The following is a 21678-nucleotide window of genomic DNA, read 5'->3' as shown; positions in this document are numbered from 1 at the left end:
TCAACAGAATTCACCGCCACAACGCCACAGAATCAGGACGGTGGATCAGGGCTCACGCAATACTCACGCAATACCCCGCAGATACCGGCCGAAGTGGGGGACGGTGAAGGCGATGCGGCCGCGTTCGCCGGAGTAGATGAGGCCCTTCTTGAGAAGCCCATCGCGAGCGGGAGAGAGCGACTGCGGTTTGCGGCCCAGGTACTTCGCGACGTCGGCGGTGGGGACGGATTCGCTCTCGTCGAGCTCTTGCCCCGATTCCTGCATCTCGGCGGCGACGTCGGCCATGGCGCGGAGGTATTCGCGTTCGCCGGGGGTGGCGCGTTCGAAGCGGGAGCCGAAGAAGCCGACCCCGAGTTCCTCTTCGGCCTCCGGCCCGGCGACCTCGACGTCGTGCGCCGTGATCGGGGAGGCCGGGGCGGCGTCCCACGTCACCTTGCCGTACGCCTGGATGAAGTACGGGTAGCCGCCCGTCGCCGCATACATCACCTCGAGTGCCTCGGGAGACCACTCGGCCCCCTCGTCCTGCGCCGGGGCCTGGAGGGCGTGTTCGGCCGCGCTACGGTCGAGGCGGTCGATGCGGTTGTAGCGGAACAGCCTCTCGCTGTAGCTCTTCGACGCCGACAACACCGCCGGCAGGTGCGGCAGCCCCGCACCGACGACGATGACCGGCAGCCCGTTCTGGCTGATCTCGTGGCACGCCGCGCACAACGCCGACACGTCGTCGGGGCCGAGGTCCTGCATCTCGTCGATGAAGATCGCCACGCCCTTGCCGACGTCCGCCGCGAGACCACCGACGTCGGTGAGGAGTTCGACGAGGTCGATCTCGATGTCGCCGGAGTCGGCCCGCCCGCTGCGCGCGGGGGCGTCGATGCCCGGCTGCCACTTGTCCCGCAACTTCGCGTTCGCCGGAGCGTCGCGCAGCGCGAACGCCTTGATGACGCCGAGCACCTGATCGACGTCGTCCTGCTGCGGATGCCCGAGCTCCCGGACGGCGACGTGCAACGCCGCACTGATCGGCCGCCGCACCCCCTGGTCCGGACGCGCCTCGAACTTGCCGCTGCCCCACCCAGCCCGTACCGCCGAACTGCGAAGGGCGTTGAGCAACACCGTCTTTCCGACACCACGCAGACCGGTGAGGACGATCGACCGCTCGGGGCGCCCACGCGCGATCCGTTCGAGCACGACGTCGAACGTGCGCAACTGCTCGTCGCGTCCGGCGAGCTCCGGCGGGCGCTGCCCGGCACCGGGCGCGTACGGGTTGATGATCGGGTCCACGCGAGGACGCTATTCGACTCTCTAGCGCGGGCGCGAGAGACACGCAGAAGAGCCGAGATCCTCAGGCCCCCGGGAACAACGACGACCGGATCACCTGCACCCGCTCGATCAACCCGTCGAGGACGAGATACCCGGCCCCGACGGCGAGGGGGCGCCCGTACTGCGACCGCCGCAGACGGACGCCGAACGCCTCACCGTCCTCCGCACCCTGCGGCGCGAGCATCACCCCACACCTCGACCGCCGCAGCATCGGCGCGGGCCCCCGGTAGGCCCCGAGAATCTCCTCCGCCTCCCCCGACCCGACGAACCACGATCCCGTATCCCGCAGCAGCGCAGGCAGTTCCGCGAGCGCATCGAGGAGCTCACCGTCGGGCACGAGGTCCACGTCGTCGGCGACGACGAGCACCCGACGTCCCGCCGCCAGCCCCTCGTGGACGGCGGCGAGCATCGGCTCGGCGTCCTCGTCCCGACGCACCGGCCCGTGCACCCGGCCTCCGCTGCGGGCGGCGACGTCGACGAGCGGGGACCGCCGCCCGGTGACGACGACGACCTTCCAGTCCTCGGCGAGCGCCGACTCCACGAGCGTGAGAAGCACCCCGGAACGCCCCGACCGCCGGCGCCCCGTCACGAGGGCACACGGACCGTACTCGTCCGCATCGAGATAGACCGGCCCGGCGTCATCACCACCGACGGCGACGAGCAACGCCCCCGAGCGCGGCGACGGGGTCGCCCCGTCAGCCACCGACCATGCCTCGCGCGAGGACGTGGCCCCCACCTGCGCGTCCGAACCCTCGGTGGGACGACGCAGGGGCACGACGCGCCGATCGGCCGCCTCCCCATACGCACCGACCCCGGGTCGAGGACCGTGCCTCCTCTCGGCCTCCGGTGTCGGAACGAGACGCAGGGGGCGGGAGGTGCCGTCCCCCGCGACCCCACGGCGATCGCGATCGCCCGAGTCCTCGCCGGTCTCCGAGCGATGGACCCCGTCGTCACGGCTCGCGCCCGGAGGCTCGACGCCAAGGACGACCTCGTCGCGCGTGACGAACGTCGGCAGCGGCTCGATCCGGAACGGCCCACCGGTCACGGCCTCCCCAAGCCCGGCGGGCAGTGCCCCGAGGAGTCGCCGCAGCTCGGTCGTGTCGGCGACCTGGGTCTCGACGGCCTCCGGACACCGCCACCCACGACCCGGCTCACCGTGCCCGGCAGGTCCGGGCAGACCGGCGGCGAGGTAGTCGTGGGCGTCACCGAGGCGCAGCACGAGCCGGTCGCCGAACACGGAGGTGAGACGCCCGGTGAGCATCGCGCGATCACCGCTCGCGACGACGCTGATCCCGACCCGCCCGCCCTCGGTGGCGAGACGCTCCATCGAGGCGATGAGCGCGCGGTCGTCCGCGGCCTCGCCGGCCTCGGTGAGCAGGTCCCACCGGTCGACGAGCAGCAGCACGCTCGGCCATGACTCCCCGTCGTCCGCCGTGGCGTCGAGGGTCAGAGGCGCACCCGGGCGCGGCGCCACGCGGCGCAGTGACCGCCGGTCGAGTTCGTCGACGAGCCGGGCGAGGAGCCGCTCGATCCGCCCCGGATCGCCTCGGCCGACGACGACGCCCACATGGGGCAACCCCTCGAGTCCGGCGAGCCCGTGCGCGCCCGCGTCGATCCCGTACACGTGGACGTCGGCGGGGTCGGACGTCGCCGCGACCGACACGGCGAGGGTCGCGAGCACCCCGCTGCGCCCCGACCGCGTCCCGCCGACGACGGCGAGGGAGACCCCGGCGTCGAGGTCGAGCACCGCCGCCGCCCGTCGTTGCCGGTCGGGGTGGTCTTCGAGCCCGTACGGCAGCAGTCGCCTGCCGACGGCGCCGTCGGCCGCCGCCTGCACCTCGCACGCCGCCAGATCGACCGAGGTCGGCAGCGGCGGCAGCCACGGCCGCGTCGGGAGCGGGCGCCCGGTGCGGGCGACGAGCGCGGTCATCGTCGCGGCGAGGATCGTGAGATCGGAGGCGGGCCGCCCATCCTCGGTGACGGGAACGGGGAGGGGACGTCCGAAGGCGTACGGGGTGAGCATGACCTCGCTCGACGGCCCGAGCGTCGTGACCCTCGCCGCCTGCACGGGCACGGGACGGTGCCGACCGACCCGGACGAGCGCGTGACCGGGCCGGTCCTCGGGCAGTTCCACGGCGTCCGGGACGCCGATGACGTCGACGGAATCCGCCGCCTCGGCGACACGCAGCGCGATGCGCAGGGTCGTGTTCGCCCGGATGTCGGCGCTCACCGCCCCGGCGGGTCGCTGGGTCGCGAGGACGAGGTGCAATCCCAGGGACCGACCTCGGCGGGCGATGTCGACCAGTCCGTCGACGAAGTCGGGCAGTTCCGTTGCCAGTGTGGCGAATTCATCGACCACAATGACGAGGCGGGCGAGCGGACCGTGACCCCCGCCGAGATAGGCCGTGAGGTCGGCGACGCCTGCGTCGGCGAGCAAGAGTTCGCGTCGGCGCACCTCCGCGGCGAGGCTCGCGAGCGCCCGGCGGGTGAGCCCGGCGTCGAGGTCGGTGACCACGCCGACCGTGTGCGGCAGCCCGGCGCACCCCGCGAACGCCGCGCCGCCCTTGTAGTCGACGAGCAGGAAGGACATCGCCTCGGGCGGGTTCGCGAGCGCGAGGCTCGCGACGAGCGTCTGAAGGAGCTCGGACTTGCCTGCGCCCGTCGTGCCGCCGACGAGGGCGTGCGGCCCGTCCGCGGCGAGGTCGACGGTGACGAGCTCCCCGTCGTCCCCGGAGCCGACGACGACACAGGTCGTCGGTGGGGCCTGCCACCACGCCGCGACGTCCTCCTCGTCCGCCGGGTCGACGCCGAGGAGGTCGAGGAGCCGCCCCGGCGCGGGTGAGGGGGCGTCGGTGCGGGCGAACGTGCGCGCCAATCGGTCGGCCCAACGGCGCTCGGGCAGGTCGACCTCGAGGTCGAACCGGGCTCCACCCAGTCCGAGGAGCTGCGCACGCGGGCCCGGGACGTCGAGCACGAGGGCGTCGGTGCGGGCGGGGTCGGAGAACGCGGCGCGGGCCGCGACGTCGTCGACGACGATCGCGGCGACACCTGGCCGTGCGAGCGCCGCGAGATCACCGACCCGGCCGTCCACGACGACCACGTCGAGCAGGGGCGCCTCGGCCCGGGTCGGTGCGCCGCCGGCCGACGTCGCATCGGCCGACGGCACCCCCGCCGGAACCTCGACCGTCGGCGACCCAGCTCCCCGCGAGAGCTGCTCGCTCCACCGCGCGCACGACTCGTCGTCGAACCCGACCCGCACGAAGGCGTGGTCGCACGCCCGCGCCTGTGGCAGCCAGCGCAGCCAGGCCCACCCCTCGCGCAACTCGGGGTCGAGGCCCGGGGCGAGCAGCGTGAGTCGCAGCCGGGGGTCGTCCGCGAGAAGCCGAGCGAGCACACCGCGGGCGTAGGCGCGGGCGAACGATCCACCGACGACGAGGACGGGCTCATCGGCGACCGGCACGGCCACCCATCCCCCGGGGTCGGACGCGGGACGCCCGAGTGCCCACGTCGGCTCCTCACCCGTGGCGTCGGGGTCGCCGGCGGGGTCGCAGACGTCGTGGTGATCGGGGTCGTCGAGGCCCCCCACACGATCGAGCAGGAGGTCCGCGAGCGAGCGGATCCGCGCCGGGCCCCTCGGGGCCTGCGACGCCTCCGGACCCCGGCACCACCGCACCCGCAGGTCCAGGCCAGCGACGTGGCGGGCCTCGTCCAGCGGCCAGGGCAGGCGCCGCCCGGCGACCTCGAGATCGACCACGCCGCCGCCGCCCACGTCGAGGAGCCACGACTCCCGACTCGGCAGGGGCACGTCGTCGAGGGGATCGGGGCCGCAGCGATACGTGCCGACGTCGAGCCGGTGGACCGACCCCGCGCCGAGCCCACGCTCGACGACGAGCTCGACCACCCCGAACGGCGGGGCGGTGAGGTCAGACCCCGCCACGAGCACCCCGCCGGGCCCCACGGGCAGATCCCACACGGAGGCCCTCACCAGCAGATCCTCACCGTCCGGACCCGTGACGAGACCGCGCACGCCGTCGCTCACCACGTCACCCTCCCGCCCTCGAGACGCCAGTTCCACACCCCACGCGCGGCCGCCTCACCCGGGCGCACGGGCGCGAGGACCGTCGGGGCGTTCCGACGCCGCGACGTCGCGCGCACGGTCGCCCGGAGGCTCGGCGTCGCCGGGCTCGAGAGGAGGACGACGTCGTGGCTTCCCCGCGGTGGCGGCCCCCATCGCCCGTCCACCCCACCGAGGACCGGCAGCGGGGTGAACGCCTCCGCGAGCCGGTCGTCGCGCCGACGCACGTCTGCGAGATCGTCGATCTCCCACACGCGCACCTGCCGTGACCAGGGCATCCGACCGAGCGACTCGCGGATGTCGACGAGCACGGCCCGGATCTCGTCCGGCGCGCCCTCGATCGTCACGAGACCGGGCGCGGACCCGAGATCGACCCACACGACCCCGGCGTCGTGAAGGGACCGTCCGACCGGTACGAGCGCCGGATAGGCCGGGGGCGCCGCGGGCACGTCGCCGAGGGCCTCGACGCGGCACCGCCACCGCCCTCCGCAGGCCTCCCACGGCGGCGGCGGTTCTCCCGCCGGCGCGGAGAGCGTGAGTTCGACGACGACATCGCCGGACGCAGCCAGTCCACCCGCGGCCGAGGCACGCGCGGCCGAGGTGCCCTCGGACGAGACATCTGCGAGGGAAACGTCTGCGAGCGAGACGTCTGCGAACGAGGCGTCTGCGGGCGGCACCAGGCGGGCGGATCGCTCCACACCGGCGGACGGCACTCGCCCCACACCGGCGAACGGCACTCGCCCCGCAGCACGCAGGCCCCGCGTCCCGCTCTCACCGAGGTCCTCCCGCACGACGGCGACGGGCAACCCGGGCAGCGGCCGGCGCCCGGCGCGACAGGCGTGCACGAGGTGGCGGAGGGCGGCGTCGAGGCCGACGGCGAGCGGGGTCGGGCACGGCGCCTCCGCCCGCACCCACTGCGCCACCATCTGCCGACCCCCGATGCTCGTCCCCGTGCCGAGGCACCCCCGCAGTGTGTCGATGACCTGCGACGATGTCGATGCCCACACCGAGAACGGCAGGGCGGGGACATCCCCCGGGCACGCCCCGAGGACTCCGCCACCGGCGCGCGAGCGGCGCGGGGTCACTTGAGCAGGCGTGACATCCGTCGGTCGGCGAGGGGGTGGCCACCGGTCTGGCAGGTGGCGCAGTACTGCAACGAGGAGTCGGCGAACGAGACCTCCCGCACGACGTCACCGCACACCGGGCAGCTCTCTCCGGTACGGCCGTGAACGCGCATCCCGGCCCGTTTGGCGTCCTTGAGTTCGGCGGCCGGTCTACCGCTCGCCGCCGCGACGGCGCCGGACAGCGTCTCGCGCATCGCGTCGTAGAGGCGGGCGATCGTCGCGTCGTCGAGGGACGTCGTGAGCGCGAACGGGGAGAGCCTCGCGACGTGGAGGATCTCGTCGGAGTAGGCGTTGCCGATGCCGGCGATGACGCCCTGGTCGCGCAGCACGCCCTTGATCTGGGCCCGCTTGCGTCGCAGGAGGGCGGTGAACACCTCGAGGGTGAACTCGTCGGCGAGCGGGTCGGGGCCGAGGGAGGCCACGCGCGGCACCGCCTGGGGATCCTCGACGACGTAGACCGCCAGCGACTTCTTCGTGCCCGCCTCGGTGAGGTCGAACCCGGAGGAGTCGTCGAAACGCACCCGCAGGGCGATCGGCGAGCGGCCCGGGCGGATCGGCTTCTCCGGCAATGCCTCCGACCACCGCAACCACCCCGCCCGCGCGAGGTGGAAGACGAGGTGGACGCCCTCGCACTCGAGGTCGAGGAACTTGCCGTGCCGCGACACGGAGGTCACGGGCAGCCCCACGAGCGCGTCCGGCGGCGGCGCGTACGTCTTGAGCACGGCGATCGAGGCGAGCTCGACGCCGGTGACGACGCGCGGTTCCTCACCGAGCAGACGGGAGGAGAGGAAGTCGACGAGGGCCTGGACCTCGGGCAGCTCGGGCACGACTCATCCCTGCGCGAGTACGGCCCGCAGCTGACGCAGGAGGCCGTAGCCGTCGGGGGCCCGGACCACCGGCACCGGACGTCGCACCCGCGGCGCGAACCCCTCGTTCGACACCGGCAGACCGTGGCTCAGCACCTGCTCGGTCGTCGTGAGCTCCCGGATGCCGATCGCCCGGACGACGTCGGGCCTGTCCCGGGCGAAGTCGCCGTAGATCTTGGGGTCGTGCTGGCCGTCGTCGCCGACGAGCACCCACTGGATCTGCGGGAACTCCTTGGCCAGCCGATGCAGCGTGACGCGTTTGTGCTGCTGACCGGAGCGGAACCAGCCGGTGTTCGTCGGGCCCCAGTCGGTCATGAGCAGCGCTCCCGCCGGGTACCCGTGCCGGTGGATGAACCGGTTGAGGGTGTCCTCGGTGTTCCACGCCCCGGTGGAGAGGTAGAAGATCGGTGCGCCCGGGTGGTCACCGAGCAGCTCCCGGTACATCGGCGCCATGCCGGGGACGATGTTGCGGGCCTGCTCGGTGAGGACGAACGTGTTGTAGGCGGCGATGAGGGGACGCGGCAGCGCGGTCGTGATGATCGTGTCGTCGATGTCGCTCACGAGCCCGAACCGCACGGACGGCCCGACGATCTGCACCGGCGCCTGCGCCGAGATGCCGCCGACGGGCGTGATCGTCACCTCGTGCCAGCCGGGTGTGAGGTCGTGCCCGGTGACCGTGAGGTCGATGTACCCGCTGCGGTCGCTGCTCGTGCGATGGACCACGTCACCGATCCGGACGTCGACCTCGGCGTTCATGAGTTGCGCGGTGAGGAACGCGCGCCAGCCGCGCACCCTGGGCTCCGGACCGAGCTCCTGCCCGACGTCCTCGCCGCTGTCGGGGAGGCGCTTGGCGTCGATCGTCACCTCCTCCGGGTGACGGGACAGCAGCACGCGACCCAACACCCGGACGAAGTCGGTCGAGCCGTACCCGGTGTGTCCCACCGCCCGAGGGGTCCAACCCCGCGAGGCGAGCACGGAGTTCATCCGGGAGTTCCACGCGTCCTCGACGATCGACGCGGCGTGCGGTCGTGACATGTCTCGACGGTAGTGGATGTGCGGGGTCACACGGCCCTCGCGAGGAGCCCCACCGGCTCCGACCCGGGACCAGGCACCGTGGACCGCCGGCAGGTGTTCCGGGACGGGGGTACTGGTCGGACGTTCGACCGGCGTCCTGGAAACGCTCAGCACGGCGGCGGTCCCGCCGATGGGGGATCTACCGCACGGGATCGCGGTCCGGGGGCCGCGACCCTCCGGTGTCCACGACGCCATGGAGGGCGAGCTGTGAACGACGAGATGGACGACTGGAACGGACACGACGGCCAGACGCACGCGCCGGGAGCGCGGCGGGGCCTCGCCCTCCGCCGGCAACTCCCGCCCAAGCGCACCTACCGGTGCGGCCTCACCCCGCTCGCCGCCACGGTGGGCGCTCACGACGACCGTCGACCCCGAGGTGACAGGCCCCGACGCACGGGACTGTCCCGCGACCACGCCGCGCCGCTGCGCGGACGTGTCGGGTGCCGCCACACCCACGGTCTCGAGGACGTGTGGTCGGCCCGGCACGCGGGTAGCCTCGGCGAGGTCGAAGACGTCCACCCCCTCCCGAGGACCGTGACCATGAACGAACCCGAGGGCACCAGTGCCGCCAAGGCCCAGACGGCGCCCGATCCCGAGGACCCGGGCAAGCCCTCGAACATCACCGAGATCCGCAAGCCGTCGTGGCGTCTCACCGCACGCAAGTCCTTCATGGAGTTCCTCCGCGACGGATGCCCCGACGCGGCCGCGGCCCTCACGTTCTTCTCGGTGCTCTCGATCTTCCCCGCGCTGCTCGCGATGGTCTCGCTCCTCGGCGTGTTCGGGCAGGGTCAGCGCACCGTCGACTCGCTCATGGAGCTGGCCGGACGCGTGATGCCCGCCGACATCCTCTCGGTGGTCCAGCCGGTCATCGACTCGATGGTGAAGACGCAGGCCGCCGGATTCGCGCTCGCCACCGGTCTCGTCGTCGCGCTGTGGTCGGCGTCGAACTACGTCAACGCCTTCTCCCGCGCGATGAACCGCGTCTACGAGGTCGACGAGGGCCGACCGATCTGGAAGGCACGCCCCGTCTTCCTCGTGCTCACCCTCGTGGTCCTCGTGCTCATCGCCCTCATCGGCCTCGGCCTCACCCTGAGCGGCCCGGTCGCGCGCGCGGTCGGCGACGCCGTCGGCCTCGGCGACACCGCGGTCATGGTGTGGAACGTCGTCCGGTGGCCGATCATCGTCGCGATCGTCATCCTCATCGTCGCCCTGCTCTACTACGTCACCCCCAACGTGCAGCAACCGAAGTTCCGGTGGATGAGCGTGGGCGCGACCGTCGCCATCCTCCTGTGGATCCTCGTCTCCGTCGGGTTCGGCTTCTACGTCGGCAACTTCGGCAACTACAACAAGACGTACGGCTCCCTCGGTGGCGTCATCGTGTTCCTGCTGTGGCTGTGGATCACGAACATGGCCCTGCTCTTCGGCGCCGAGATCGACGCGGAGCTCGAACGCGCGCGCCAGCTCCAGGCGGGCATCGAGGCCGAGGAGACCCTCCAACTTCCGCCCCGCGACACGACGGTCAGCGAGAAGAACGCCGCCAGGCGCGAGAAGGTCATCGCCAACGGCCGCGCCATCCGGCTGCAGTCCCAGGCCGCCGAGGATCGTGAGCAGCGGTCCGACGACCCCGAGACCGGTCGCGGTCGTTGTGACGGGTCGACCGGCGGCTCGACGGCGGCGCTGAGCTGAGAAGACCACGCCGTCGCACGGCCTGACGCGCTGACGGCGACGAGCTGACGCGCCTGCCGCCGCGAGCTGACGCGCCAGGCATCGAACGGGTCGACGTCCCGGAGCCGGAACGACGGCGGCGAGCCGAACCGGTGCGCCCGACCGCCTCCGGGTCGCAACCCTCAGGTCGTCGCCCTGACGATCGCCACGGCGACGACGACGAGGCCCCCGACGCAGGAGGCGACCCCCGCGACGATGGCCGCCGGGGTCGCGTGCGCGAGGGCGACGACAACGACGACCGCGAGCACCGCGACCCACACCGCCGCGCCGACGGCACGCCCGGACCGGGCCAGGTCGGCATAGACGCACACCTGGACCAGCGCGAGGCCCACCCCGAGGGCCGTGAACACCCAGGCCAGGGATCCGAGCGGCTCGACGAAGGCGGGACCACCGACGAGGCGCACCAGCGGCCCGCCCGCGACCGCCGCGAGGCCGATGCCGACCGCCCCCACGAGCGCCGTCGACCCCAGCGCGGCGACCACCGCCGACCGGCGCTGATCGGGCCGCGCCATCCGCGGGTAGAAGAACGTCGCGAGGAACTGCGGCCCCCAGAAGGCGACCTTGGCGAAGAGCGACCCCACGGTGTAGACCCCCGAGGGGTCACCGGGCAGGTAGTGGCGGGCGAGGAGCAGATCGAGCCCCGACAGCACGAACAGCCCCGCCATCGGCACGCTGCCCACCACCCCGGCACGGGCGATGGTCCAGCTGTCGCGTCGTACCTCGCTGCGGGTCGCGAGGAGCGTGCCTCCGGAGGCGGCGGGCGCACCCTGGTGGTCCGCCCGGGGCGCCCCGGAGGCACGGGTGGTGGAGCGGCGGCCCATCGCCGGCCACAGCACGGCGACGGTGAGCACGACCCACCCCACGGCCCACCACGAGACGACTCCGAGCACCCCCAGACCCAGGAAGGCCGAGACGAGAGCTGCCGCGAACTTCACTGCGCCCGTGCCGAACTGCACGAGCGAGAGGAGCGCGAACCGCTCCGACCCCTGCACCGCGCCCATGCCCGTGAACACGAGGGTCATCGGCACCGCCGAGGCGGCGATGACGAGCACCGGCCCCGGGCCCGACAGATGCAACAACTGCACCACCAGCGGTGAGAACACGGCGAGCAGGACCGCCGGAATCCCCCCGACGACGACCGCCGCGACGACGTCCGGCACCCCGACACCCCCGGTGCGCCCCGCCGCCACCCTCCGCGCGGTGACGAGCTGGAGACCGATCCCCGGCACGGTGAGGATCGTCGCGAGGTTGACCAGGGCCCCGACCGCGCCGAGGTCGCCCTTGGGGAGCGACCGCCCCAACACCGCGAAGAACGCGTACCCGAGGAGGGCACCGAGCACGGTCCCGGTGAAGAGGGCGAGACCCGGCAGGAGGTCGCGTCGGCGCACGCTCACGGCAGGCATTCCATTCGTCGGTCGGGGACGGAACCCGTCGGTCGTGCCACAGTGCCGATATGCGACGGCACGAGCGGCGAGGTCAAGGGCCGACCCTACGACCCCCGGAGCTGCCCACAGGGGCGACGAGCCCGTGCGTCGTCGCCGACGGCTCGCGGGCGTCGCGTCCGTCTCACTCCTCGATCACGGCGGCGACGTCGGACGCGTCCCGCCGGTCGACGATCGCCGCCCTCGCCGGATGCCTCGCCGCCTGCCTCGTCACCGCCCTGTGGCTCTCGCCCGCACTCGGACGCGGGGTCCTCCTCTACCGCGACTTCGTCCAGGTGCCCCGGCCCGTGCTCTCCCCGGCGGCCCTCGGCATCGACGGGCGCGCCCCCCGCGCCGTGCCCCTCGACGCCGTGACCGCCGTGCTGCATCCGCTCGTGAGCAGCGGCGTCCAGCAGCAGCTCCTCCTCCTCGGATCCCTCGCCCTCGCCGGGTGCGGCACGGCGATGCTCCTCCGTCGTCACGGCCTCGCGGCCGCCGTCACCGGGGCGGTCCTCGCCACGTGGAACCCCTACACGGCCGAGCGCCTCCTCCTCGGACAGCCGCCCACCTTGCTCGGCTGGGCGATGATCCCGTGGCTCGTCCTCGCCGTCCGCCTGCCGGGAAGCACGCGCCGACGCCTCCTCGCCACGGCCCTCGCCGCCGCGCCCGCGGCCCTCACCCCGTTCGGCGGCCTCCTCGCCGCCCTGATCGTGCTCCTCACCTGGGCGTTCGCCCTACCGCCCGCGCAGCGGCCCGCCACGTCGACCGCCGGGGCGACCACCCCGTCGACGACCACGTCGAGCACCGGCCCGGCCGCCCCGGCGGCGCCCTCGCGCCGGACGGACCTCGGTCGAGGCCGTGAGGGGATCGCGTTCGCAGCGCTGGCGATCGCGTGGTGTCTGCCCTGGATCGTCGTCGGCGTCCTCGGCACCCACGACGCCGGCCAGCGCAGCGGTGCGGCGGCTTTCGCCGTCCGCCACGACGGGCCCCTCGCGGTCCTCGACGTCCTCGGCGGCGGCGGGGTGTGGGCCCCCGCCGCCGGACTCGCCTCCCGGACCGAGGGCGCGGCCGTGCTCCCCTCCCTCGTCCTGCTCGCCGTCGCCGTCCTCGTCGCCCTCCGCCCCGCGCCCCCGATGCGCCGCGCCGATCCCACCACGCGCTCGGACCACCCCGACCGGCCGGGGCCGAACGAACGCCAGGGGCAGAACGAGCGGCCCGAACACCACCCACGTGAGGTCGTGGTCCTCGCCCGCCGCCACCGCCGGCTTCTCCTCGCCGCGGTGCTGCTCCCACCCCTGGGCGTCCTGGCTCTCGCGACCCCCGTCGGCCTCGACGCGTGGGCATGGGCCCAGAACGTCCCCGGCGTCGGCCTGCTGCGCGACACCCACCGTCTCCTCGGACCGTCGGCCCTGGCCGTCGCCCTGCTCGTCGGGGCGGGGGTCGGCGCCCTCACCCGGTCGATCCGCGCCCCTCGATCCCGGGTCGCCCTGACCGGAGCCGCGCTCACCGTCATCGCCTGCAGCCTCGCGGTCCTCGGTGCCCCCGAGGCCCCCGCGCGCACCCGCGCCGCCTACCGCCCGGTGACGTTCCCCGCCGGATGGCAGCAGGCCGTCGACGCCCTCGGCGACCGCACGACGCTCGTCCTGCCCTGGCAGCCGTTCCGGCGGCAGGGCTGGGCGGGACCGCAGCCGTTCCTCGACCCGCTCCCCCTCGCCCTCCACGGGCGGGCGATCACCGCGACCACCCTCACGGTGCAACGCGGCGGAGAGACGTACGTCGTCGGCCAGGACGACGATGCTCTCCTCCACGCCTGGGCCCGTGGCGACCTCGCGGCGCTCCGCCGGGCCGGCATCGAGGCCGTGGTCGCGTGGGACGACACCCCCGGCACCTCCCCGGCACCGGCGGCCGCCGGTTCCCCAGAGATTCACGACCCCCTTCGTGTGTGGTTCCTGCGCAGGTGAGGGCGCCGTGGCGCCCCGTTTCCGGCGCGCCACGGAAAATTGAGTGACCCACATCACGTGACAACGCGAGCGGAACACCATATGGTCCCGTCATTCGGTTACCCCCCGGTAGGGGTCACCGGCCTCGAGCCAGACCGCCCCCGAAAGGACCCTCATGTTCAACCGTCACCGCTCCTCGCTGGTCGTCACCGCCCTCGCCTGCCTCCTCGGCCTCGGCGCCGGGATGGTCGCCGTCAGCGCCCTCGGCTCCGCCGCGCCCGACGACGCCCGCGCCGCCACCACCGGCCCGGCTTCCCAGGTCTCCAGCTCCGAGCTGCTGTCCTACGGCGGCTGACGACCCTCGTCGAGACGCCCGACGCCGTGCGTATCGCCTTCCTCAGTTGGCGTGACCTCACCCACCCCGAAGGGGGCGGGGCCGAGCGTTACGCCCAGACCGTCTGCGCCGGCCTCGCCGCCGGCGGCCACGACGTGACGTTCCTCTGCGCCGCTCATCAGGACGCGCCCGCCGACGAGATCCTCGACGGCTACCGCATCCTGCGCGCAGGATCGCGCACGTCCGTCTACCCGCAGGCCTTCCGACGGCTCCGGGCGCTCGAACGCGCCGACGGACCGTTCGACGCCGTGGTGGACGTCCAGAACGGCCTCCCGTTCGCCTCTCCCCTCGCCACCCGCACCCCGGTGATCGTCCTCAGCCACCACGTCCACCGCGAACAGTGGCCGGTCGTGTTCAACCCGGCGATCGCGCGCACCGGTTGGTTCCTCGAGTCCCGCGTCGCCCCCCGCCTGTACCGGGGACGGCAGTACGTGACGGTCTCCTGCCGCAGCCGCGACGAGATGGTCGGTCTCGGCATCGACGGCGGCGCGATCTCCGTCATCCACAACGGCACCGACCTGCCCACCAGGTCGAGCGGACCGCGGTCGGCCGACCCCACCGTCGTCGTGCTCGGACGCCTGGTCCCCCACAAGCGGGTCGAGGCCGCCGTCGACGCCGTCCATGCGCTCCGCCACCGCGTCCCCGGGCTGCGCCTGCGGGTCATCGGTGCGGGCTACTGGCACGACGAGATCGCCGCACACGCCGAGGCCGTCGGTGCCGCCGACATCGTCGACCTCCTCGGGTACGTCGACGAGGCCACCAAGCACCGTGAGCTCGCCGCGGCCTGGGTCTCGCTCGCCCCGAGCCTCAAGGAGGGCTGGGGACTCAACGTCGTCGAGGCCGCGGCCCACGGCGTCCCCACCGTCGCCTTCCACGGTGCGGGCGGGCTCTCGGAGTCCGTGCAGGACGGCGTCACCGGCCTCCTCGCCCACGACATGGATCAATTCGTCGCCCACACCCACCGCCTGCTCGTCGACGACGACCTCCGCGACGAGATGGGCGAGGCCTCGCTCCTGCACGCGGCGCGGTTCAGCTGGGAGGAGACCATCGACCGGTGGGAGCACCTCCTCGCGTACGTCGCCGGCGGCGGCGCACCCCTCGCCGAGATCGACCGTGACCTCCGCCGCGGCGGCGCCACCCCGGTCGGCGCGCACCGGGCACCACACCGGCATGTCGGCCACCGCCGTTCGCACCGCTCGTCGCGCCCGACCCAGGAGCACGTCCACGCATGACCGCCCCCGCCCCCGCCCCACACGACCCGACGACGCGGCCGTTGCCCCCGCTCGCCAAGGAGGGATCGCTCCGGCGTTCGCTCCAACTGTTCTCCGCGTTCACCGTGGAGCAGACCGACCCGGCCTACTTCTACGGACTCCTCGCCGAGGACTCCGTGCGGGAGGCCCGGCGGTGGTGCCGGCTCGACGACGCGATCATGGTCGACGTGGGCGGGGGGCCGGGGTACTTCGCGGACGCGTTCACCGCCGCCGGGGCGCGCTACTGCGGGATCGACCCCGACGTCGGCGAACTCAACCGCCGCGGTGACGTCGGCACCAACACCCTCCGCGCCTCGGGCCTCGCGCTCCCCCTGGCCGACGCGTCCGTCGACCTCGCGTACTCGAGCAACGTCCTCGAGCACGTGCCCGACCCCGAGGGCATGGCCGACGAGATGGTCCGCATCACCCGCCCCGGCGGCACCGTCGTCATCTCGTGGACCCCGTGGCTCTCGCCCTGGGGCGGCCACGAGACCGCGCCCTGGCACTACCTCGGCGGACGACGCGCCGCCGACCGGTACGCCGCCCGGCACGGCCACCGCCCCAAGAACGACTACGGACACTCCCTGTACGCCTGCTCGGTGGGTCGGATGATGCGCTGGCTCACCGCCGCCGAGAAAGCCGGCCGGGTCGAGCGCGTCGAGATCCTCCCCCGGTACCACCCGGCGTGGGCGAAGCCCGTGGTGCGCGTCCCCGGCCTGCGCGAGGTCGTCTCGTGGAACGCCGTGTTCGTCCTGCGCGCCCGATGAGCGGGGAGTCCTCGAGGAGCACGGCGGTCGTCGGATCCGACGGACCCACCGGCCTCGCCGAACTCGACGGACCCACCGGACTCGACGGACCCACCGGGACCGGGGCGCCGGGCACCTCGCCTCAAGCCCCACGTCCCAGCGACGGTGGCGGCAACAACGAGGGCGCCGGCGACGACGAACCACCGCGCCGGCCACCGGGACCCACGTCGACGGTGTGGCGGGCCCGGCTCATCGCCGCCTGTCTGCTCCTCTCGACCGCCGCCTTCCACCAGGGCGGCGGTCGCGTCGTCCCCGACACCAAGCTCGACCTCACCGTCGACCCCGGGGCGTTCCTCGCCCGGGCCCTGTCGGTGTGGGATCCGGCGGGTCACCTGGGCCAGCTGCAGAACCAGGCCTACGGCTACCTGTTCCCGATGGGTCCGTTCCACCTCCTGTTTCACACGGCGGGGGTGCCCGAGTGGGTGACCCAACGCCTCTGGTGGTCCCTCATCCTGTGCACGGCCTTCCTCGGGTTCTGGAGGCTCGCGACGGCGGCCCGTGTCGGTGGGCCGTGGAGCCGCTACCTCGGCGCGTTCCTGTTCGCCCTGTCACCGCGGTTCGTCTCCGAGATCGCCGTCACCTCGATCGAGGTCTGGCCCCTCGCAGTGGCCCCGTGGGTGCTGACGCCGCTGCTCGATCCGCGGCCACTGCGCACCCGGAGCCGGATCCTGCGGTCGGCCGTCGCCTTCGGCTGCATCGGCGGCGTCAACGCGATCGCGACCGGTGCCGCGCTCGTCCTGCCGACCCTGTGGTGGCTCACCCGGGCCGACCGATGGCGGGCCGCACGCGACGGAGTGGTGTGGCTGGGCGCCTGCGTCGCCGCCGCCGCGTGGTGGATCGGGCCCCTGTTCCTCCTCGGGCGGTACAGCCCCCCGTTCCTCGACTGGATCGAGAGTGCCGCGACGACCACGGGCACGGCGAGCGCGTTCAGCGCCCTCCAGGGCACGACGCCCTGGCTCGCGCACCTCCGCGTCGCCGAGGGACCCACCTGGCCCGCAGGGTGGGTGCTCGTCTCCCAGCCGGTCCTCATCGTCGCGACCACCGTGCCCGCCGTCATCGGCCTCGCAGGTCTCGTGTCGCGACGCCTGCCGCACCACGTGTTCTGGCGCGTCGGCGTCGTCGTCGGCCTCGCGCTGCTCACGATGGGGTTCCCCGGCCCGGCGAGCGGCCCACTCGCCGCGCCCCTGCGGGACCTCCTCGACGGCCCGCTGGCGGCGTTCCGCAACATCCACAAGTTCGAGCTCGTCGTTCGGATCCCCCTGCTCATCGGGTTCGTCGAGGCCGCGCACCGCGGTGCCGGCGTCCTGGAGGCGATCGCCGAGCGATACCGGGTCGGCCTGGCCCGGCACGTCCTCGCCGTCGTCACCGGCATGCTCGTCGTCGCGATCGCCGCCCCGACCGTCGCGGCCAGCCTTCCCCGTGCCGGCGGCTACGAACAGCTCCCCGACTATTGGCGCGAGACCGCGACGTGGCTCGATACCCAGCCCGGGCCCGGGTCCGTGCTCATCGTCCCGGCCGCACCCTTCGCCGACTTCACCTGGGGATCCACGCGCGACGAACCCCTGCAGGCCCTCATGCGACGGCCGTTCGCGGTGCGCGACGCCGTGCCCCTCGGCAACGCCGGGTCCACCCGGTTCCTCGACGAGGTCGAACGCCAGCTCCGCACCGGTCACGCCGGCCCGGCCCTGCGTGCGGCGCTCGCTCGCTCGGGGATCCGTTACCTCGTCGTGCGTGGCGACCTCAAGGCGAGTGCCCGCACCGCGCCGCCGCTCGCGGTGCACCAGGCCCTCGACCGCGCCCAGATCCCCCGCGTCGCGGCCTTCGGGCCGCCGACGGGCAGCGCGTACGAGTCACCCGGTTTCAGCGTCAACGAACGGACGCTCCTGCCGTTCCCGAGCGTCGAGATCTACGACGTCGGCCCCGTCGCCGACGCCGGCCTGGTGCCCCTGACGTCCCTGCGGGTGCTCACCGGCGGGCCCGACGACCTGCCCGCCCACCCGGCGCTCTCACCGTCGGGGGTCGTCGTCGACCCCTCCGACGCCCAGCCCTTGCCCGAGTCCGCCACCGTCCCCGACGTCCTCACCGACAGCGGCACGCGCCGTGAGGTCAACTACGGCCGCGCCTCGAACAACCGCTCCGGCGTCCTCACCGACGACGACCCCGGCCGCCTCGATCGCCGCGTCCCCGACTATCTCGTCGACCCGGCCGCTCCCCGGACGGTGAGACGCTGGGAGGGCATCCGCGACGTCACCGCCTCGAGTTCCCGATCGGATGCGAACTCGCTCGTCCACACCTCCAGTGGGGACGACCCCGGCGCAGCCCTCGACGGTGACATGCGCACGCGCTGGGTCTCGGGGCGCTACCCCGAGGCCGTCGGCGAATGGTGGCAGGTGCGGTTGAACGTCCCGACCGACCTCACCGGCGCCCGCCTGCACATCGTGTCGACCGAACCCGGCTCGGCGCTTCCCCTGAAGCTCGATGTCACGACCGACACCGGCACCCGCACGATGGACTTCGTCCCCGACGAACAGACCCTCATCGGCCGGGGCCGCGGCCTGCGCCTCGATCTGCCTCCCGGCCCGACGACGACGCTGCGCATCACGCTGCGCGAACTCGGCCCCGGTCCCGTGAACGGCTTCGCGATCGCCGAGGTGGGCCTCCCCGGCGTCGAGCCCGTCTCCCGGCTCGTCATGCCCCCGTCGGCCTCCGGCACGCCCGACGCCGTCGGCCTGCGACGCCAGGAGACGGGCCGCGACGGCTGCCTTCGTCAGGGTGGCCGACCGCTGTGCGCGCTCGACCTCGTCTCCAGCCCGGAGGAGGCGGGCGGCCTGTTCCGAGCCTTCAAGACCACCGAGAAGGACGCGTCGTACGCCTGGACCGGGACCGCCCGTGTGCGCGACACGCGCGAGGCGGAGCGCCTGCTCGACGCCCCCGGCCGGGCCACGGCGAGGGCGACGTCGACCCGCGTCCCCTCGTTGGCGGGTCGCGCCGGGGCGGCCGTCGACGGCGACCTCGGCACCGGGTGGGTCGCCGACGCCTACGACTACCTCCCCACCCTCACGATCACGTTCCCCGACGAGCGTCCGAGGACCATCCGCGGTGTGCGCCTCAAGGTGGACGCCAACCTGGCCGCCTCCCGGCCCAGCGTCGTGCAGATCACCACCTCCGACGGCAAGGCGCGGGATCTGCCGGTGGCACCCGACGGCACGGTCGCGTTCAAGGCGCGCACCTCCTCGGTCGCGATCGCGTTCCGCTGGTGGGGCGAGCTCAAGTCCATCGACGCCGCGAGCCGGTACGTCCAGAACGTGCCCGTGGGCGTGTCGGAGGTCGAGATCCTCGGTGCGCGTGACCTCGTCGGACCGCCGCCGCGCGACGCGCAGGTGGCGGGCCGATGCGGTCAGGGACCCACCGTCCGCATCGGTGACGAGGAGATCCCCACCCGCGTCGCGGCGACCGTCGGTGACATCCTCGACGACCGGGCCCTGCCGTGGACTCCGTGCACGAACACCCGCGGCCGCGCCGCGCCCGCGGTCGTCCTCGGCAGCGGTGAACACGTCGTCGACGCCCCCGGCAACGACCTGTTCGTCCCCGAGTCCATGTGGCTCCGGCGCACCGACGAGAAGGCCGCCACGTCGGCGCGGCCGTGGCACGACGTGTCCACCGGCACCGGCGGCGTCCTCGACGTCCCCGCGCGGCAGGAGGCCTCCGTCCTCGTGCTTCCGCACAACGCCAACGCCGCCTGGCAGGCCTTCGACGGCGCCGGCGCCCCCCTCACCCCGATCCGGCTCGACGGCCGCCGTCAGGGCTATCTCATGCCCGCAGGCCCCGCGACCACGGTGCGCGAACGCTTCGCCCCGGACGGGGCCTACCGCCTCGCGCTCGCCCTGGGGTTCGCGTTGTTCGCGCTCATCGTGCTCGCGGCGGCGGCCGACCTGCGCCGCGCACGCCGCGCACCGGAGGCCCTCGAGGGCACCGGGGAGGGCAAGGGTCCGCTACGCCCGATCGGCGAGAGTGGAGGCCTGGTGGGCAGCATGGTCGTCCTCCTCGGCCTCACCGCCGGGGTCGTGGGACTCGCCGCCGCGATCACGGCCTCGGTCGTGGGGGGCGTCGGCGCCCTCCTGCGCCGGCCTCGACTCACCGCCGCCCTGCAGGTGGGGCTCGTGCTCGTCGCGGGGACGACGGCGGTGACCATCGTGGCCCTGCACCCGTGGGGTCACGGCGGAGCCGCGCTCACGTCCCTGCCGGTTCAGGCGGCCGTGCTGCTCGCCTGGGCCTGCGCGACCGTGCGGGTGTCCACCCCCGCCGAGACGATGCGCCCGTCACCCCGACGTGCCCGCCGCATGAGGGGGGCCTCGAGGTAGCGGTGGCTCACCCACGCCAGCGGCAACGTGCCCGCGACGGTGAGGATCCACAGGAGACCGGTGCGTCCACTGAAGGGCTCGTGGTCGATGGACAGCTCGGCGATGCGCAGCACGATGAGGTGGTAGCAGAACACGCCGTAGGAGATCGCCCCCAACTCACGTGCGGGGTGGGAGCCCAGCGCGGCGACGATGCGCGAGCGGGACTCGGTCGCGTGGACGCACGGGAGCACGGCGAGGACGGCGAACAGGGTGTAACCGACGTTCTTGACCACGCTCTCGAACTCCGTGGCCGGGGTGAGCCCGAACGGGCCGGAGACGCGCGTCGACAGCAACAGGTACAGGGCCGCGGCGAGCGACCACAGCGTGCCCGGGGAGTCGACGAGCTCATCGATCCACGTGTGCCCGAAGACGCCGGCGAGGCGCCCCTCGTGCCACAGGGCCAGCGCGGCGCCCCCGCCGAACCAGCCGAGGAATCCGGGCAGCCACAGGTTCGTCACCCCTTCGAGGGCGCCGTGGGTGAGGAGGATCCACGCGATCGAGACCAGCGGCGTGGCGGCGAGCAGCACGAGGACCCGTCGGGCGCCGACGGCTCCGCCCGCGCGCCGTCCCACCCGTGCGAGCAGCCACGCGAAGACCGGCAGCAGGACGTAGAAGGCGACCTCGGTCGAGAGGCTCCACATCTGGGTGAGACCGGCGACCGAGGGGTGCGGGACGTAGATCTGGACCATCGAGGCGATCTGCACGTAGTGCCACGGCGTGATGTCGTCGGTGTGCGGCAACAGCAGCGCCGACGCGAGGACGGCGACCCAGGCGGCGGGGGCGATGCGGGCGAACCGGTGTCGCGCGTAGGTGCGGGTGTCGTGGATGCGGGCACGTTCTCTCTCGTCGGCCCGGTCGAGCAGCACCCGGGCGTGCGGGCGGTAGAGCAGGAACCCGGAGACGACGAAGAAGAGCGCGACGCCCGCGTCCATGCGGGCGAGGAGACCGGCGTAGGGACCGGTGACCGCGCTGCCGCCGGCGTACCCGACGTGGGTGGTGACGACCATGAGCGCCCCCACGATGCGGAGCCCGTCGAGGGAGGCGAACCGGTGTGCGCGCTGTTGCATCCCCGGATGCTATGCGCCGCGCCCGCCCACACGCCCCGTTCGCCGCGAGGTCGTGTCGGAATGGTCGGGATCGCCGAGGAGACCCACCCCCGCTCGACCGCTTGACGCACAAGACGACCGATCACCCTCTCGAACCGACCGCTCATCCCGGACTTACTTGTGGGTATAGGGACGTGGGTCACGTCCTTGCTACCGTCCAACGACTCACATGACCGGTGGGTA

The 21678-nt window shown here is 73.5% G+C and carries 13 protein-coding genes; 6 read left to right on the top strand and 7 right to left on the bottom strand.

Translation table 11 applies throughout. The annotated features are described in order from the left end of the window. Positions 1–63 precede the first annotated feature (63 nt). From RT054_RS11290 to RT054_RS11270, 5 genes are all read right to left on the bottom strand, one after another. Positions 64–1275, bottom strand: a complete 1212-nt coding sequence (locus RT054_RS11290; RefSeq protein ID WP_312720823.1) for an ATP-binding protein — start codon at positions 1273–1275, stop codon at positions 64–66. Positions 1276–1336: 61 nt separating this feature from the next. Then, positions 1337–5353, bottom strand: coding sequence for an FtsK/SpoIIIE domain-containing protein (locus tag RT054_RS11285; RefSeq protein ID WP_313023652.1), 4017 nt, complete (start codon positions 5351–5353; stop codon positions 1337–1339). Then, a complete protein-coding gene (locus tag RT054_RS11280; protein WP_313023650.1) occupies positions 5350–6474 on the bottom strand; it encodes a hypothetical protein in 1125 nt (374 codons plus the stop codon). Before RT054_RS11280 ends, RT054_RS11285 begins: the two co-directional genes overlap by 4 nt. After that, on the bottom strand, positions 6471–7340 hold the full coding sequence (locus RT054_RS11275) for a DNA-formamidopyrimidine glycosylase family protein (RefSeq protein WP_313023649.1): 870 nt from the start codon (positions 7338–7340) through the stop codon (positions 6471–6473). Before RT054_RS11275 ends, RT054_RS11280 begins: the two co-directional genes overlap by 4 nt. Positions 7341–7343: 3 nt before the next feature. Next, the gene (locus tag RT054_RS11270; protein ID WP_313023648.1) at positions 7344–8414 is read right to left on the bottom strand and encodes a phosphatase domain-containing protein; all 1071 of its coding nucleotides are present in this window, start codon (positions 8412–8414) and stop codon (positions 7344–7346) included. 246 nt (positions 8415–8660) lie between these two features. Here RT054_RS11270 and RT054_RS11265 point away from each other — a divergent pair, with 246 nt between their 5' ends. Continuing rightward, on the top strand, positions 8661–10139 hold the full coding sequence (locus RT054_RS11265) for a YihY/virulence factor BrkB family protein (protein ID WP_313023647.1): 1479 nt from the start codon (positions 8661–8663) through the stop codon (positions 10137–10139). 161 nt (positions 10140–10300) lie between these two features. On the opposite strand, the gene RT054_RS11260 is transcribed toward RT054_RS11265, so the two are convergent. Further along, positions 10301–11572, bottom strand: coding sequence for a hypothetical protein (locus RT054_RS11260; RefSeq protein ID WP_312720831.1), 1272 nt, complete (start codon positions 11570–11572; stop codon positions 10301–10303). Between the two features lie 59 nt (positions 11573–11631). On the opposite strand from RT054_RS11260, the gene RT054_RS11255 reads away from it, so the two are divergent. The 5 genes from RT054_RS11255 (at position 11632) to RT054_RS11235 (ending at position 20350) form a co-directional block, all read left to right on the top strand. After that, positions 11632–13560: a hypothetical protein gene (locus tag RT054_RS11255; RefSeq protein WP_313023645.1), complete on the top strand. Its 1929-nt coding sequence runs from the start codon at positions 11632–11634 to the stop codon at positions 13558–13560. Positions 13561–13714: 154 nt separating this feature from the next. After that, a complete protein-coding gene (locus RT054_RS11250) occupies positions 13715–13894 on the top strand; it encodes a hypothetical protein (protein WP_312720834.1) in 180 nt (59 codons plus the stop codon). A 26-nt stretch (positions 13895–13920) separates the two neighbouring features. Then, positions 13921–15165, top strand: a complete 1245-nt coding sequence (locus RT054_RS11245) for a glycosyltransferase family 4 protein (protein ID WP_313023644.1) — start codon at positions 13921–13923, stop codon at positions 15163–15165. Then, the gene (locus tag RT054_RS11240) at positions 15162–15950 is read left to right on the top strand and encodes a class I SAM-dependent methyltransferase (protein WP_312720838.1); all 789 of its coding nucleotides are present in this window, start codon (positions 15162–15164) and stop codon (positions 15948–15950) included. The genes RT054_RS11245 and RT054_RS11240 overlap by 4 nt, the downstream gene beginning before the upstream one ends. Then, a complete protein-coding gene (locus tag RT054_RS11235; protein WP_313023642.1) occupies positions 15917–20350 on the top strand; it encodes an alpha-(1->3)-arabinofuranosyltransferase family protein in 4434 nt (1477 codons plus the stop codon). The genes RT054_RS11240 and RT054_RS11235 overlap by 34 nt, the downstream gene beginning before the upstream one ends. Here the strand turns inward: RT054_RS11235 and RT054_RS11230 are convergent. Further along, positions 20236–21456 carry an acyltransferase gene (locus RT054_RS11230; protein ID WP_312720842.1) on the bottom strand — a complete coding sequence of 407 codons (1221 nt, stop codon included), beginning with the start codon at positions 21454–21456 and terminating at the stop codon, positions 20236–20238. The two genes, RT054_RS11235 and RT054_RS11230, sit on opposite strands and share 115 nt — an antisense overlap. Positions 21457–21678 lie beyond the last annotated feature (222 nt).

Source organism: Mobilicoccus sp. (assembly GCF_032060985.1).
GTDB lineage: Bacteria > Actinomycetota > Actinomycetes > Actinomycetales > Dermatophilaceae > Mobilicoccus.
The sequence above is the reverse complement of the archived record's forward strand: the minus strand, read 5'-3'. Positions and strand labels throughout refer to the sequence as shown.

Excerpts from the sequence above, each read along its gene's own strand:
- RT054_RS11255 (WP_313023645.1), top strand. The coding sequence starts at position 11,632 with ATGCGACGGCACGAGCGGCGAGGTCAAGGGCCGACCCTACGACCCCCG.
- RT054_RS11230 (WP_312720842.1), bottom strand. The coding sequence starts at position 21,456 with ATGCAACAGCGCGCACACCGGTTCGCCTCCCTCGACGGGCTCCGCATC.
- RT054_RS11270 (WP_313023648.1), bottom strand. The coding sequence starts at position 8,414 with ATGTCACGACCGCACGCCGCGTCGATCGTCGAGGACGCGTGGAACTCC.
- RT054_RS11250 (WP_312720834.1), top strand. The coding sequence starts at position 13,715 with ATGTTCAACCGTCACCGCTCCTCGCTGGTCGTCACCGCCCTCGCCTGC.
- RT054_RS11240 (WP_312720838.1), top strand. The coding sequence starts at position 15,162 with ATGACCGCCCCCGCCCCCGCCCCACACGACCCGACGACGCGGCCGTTG.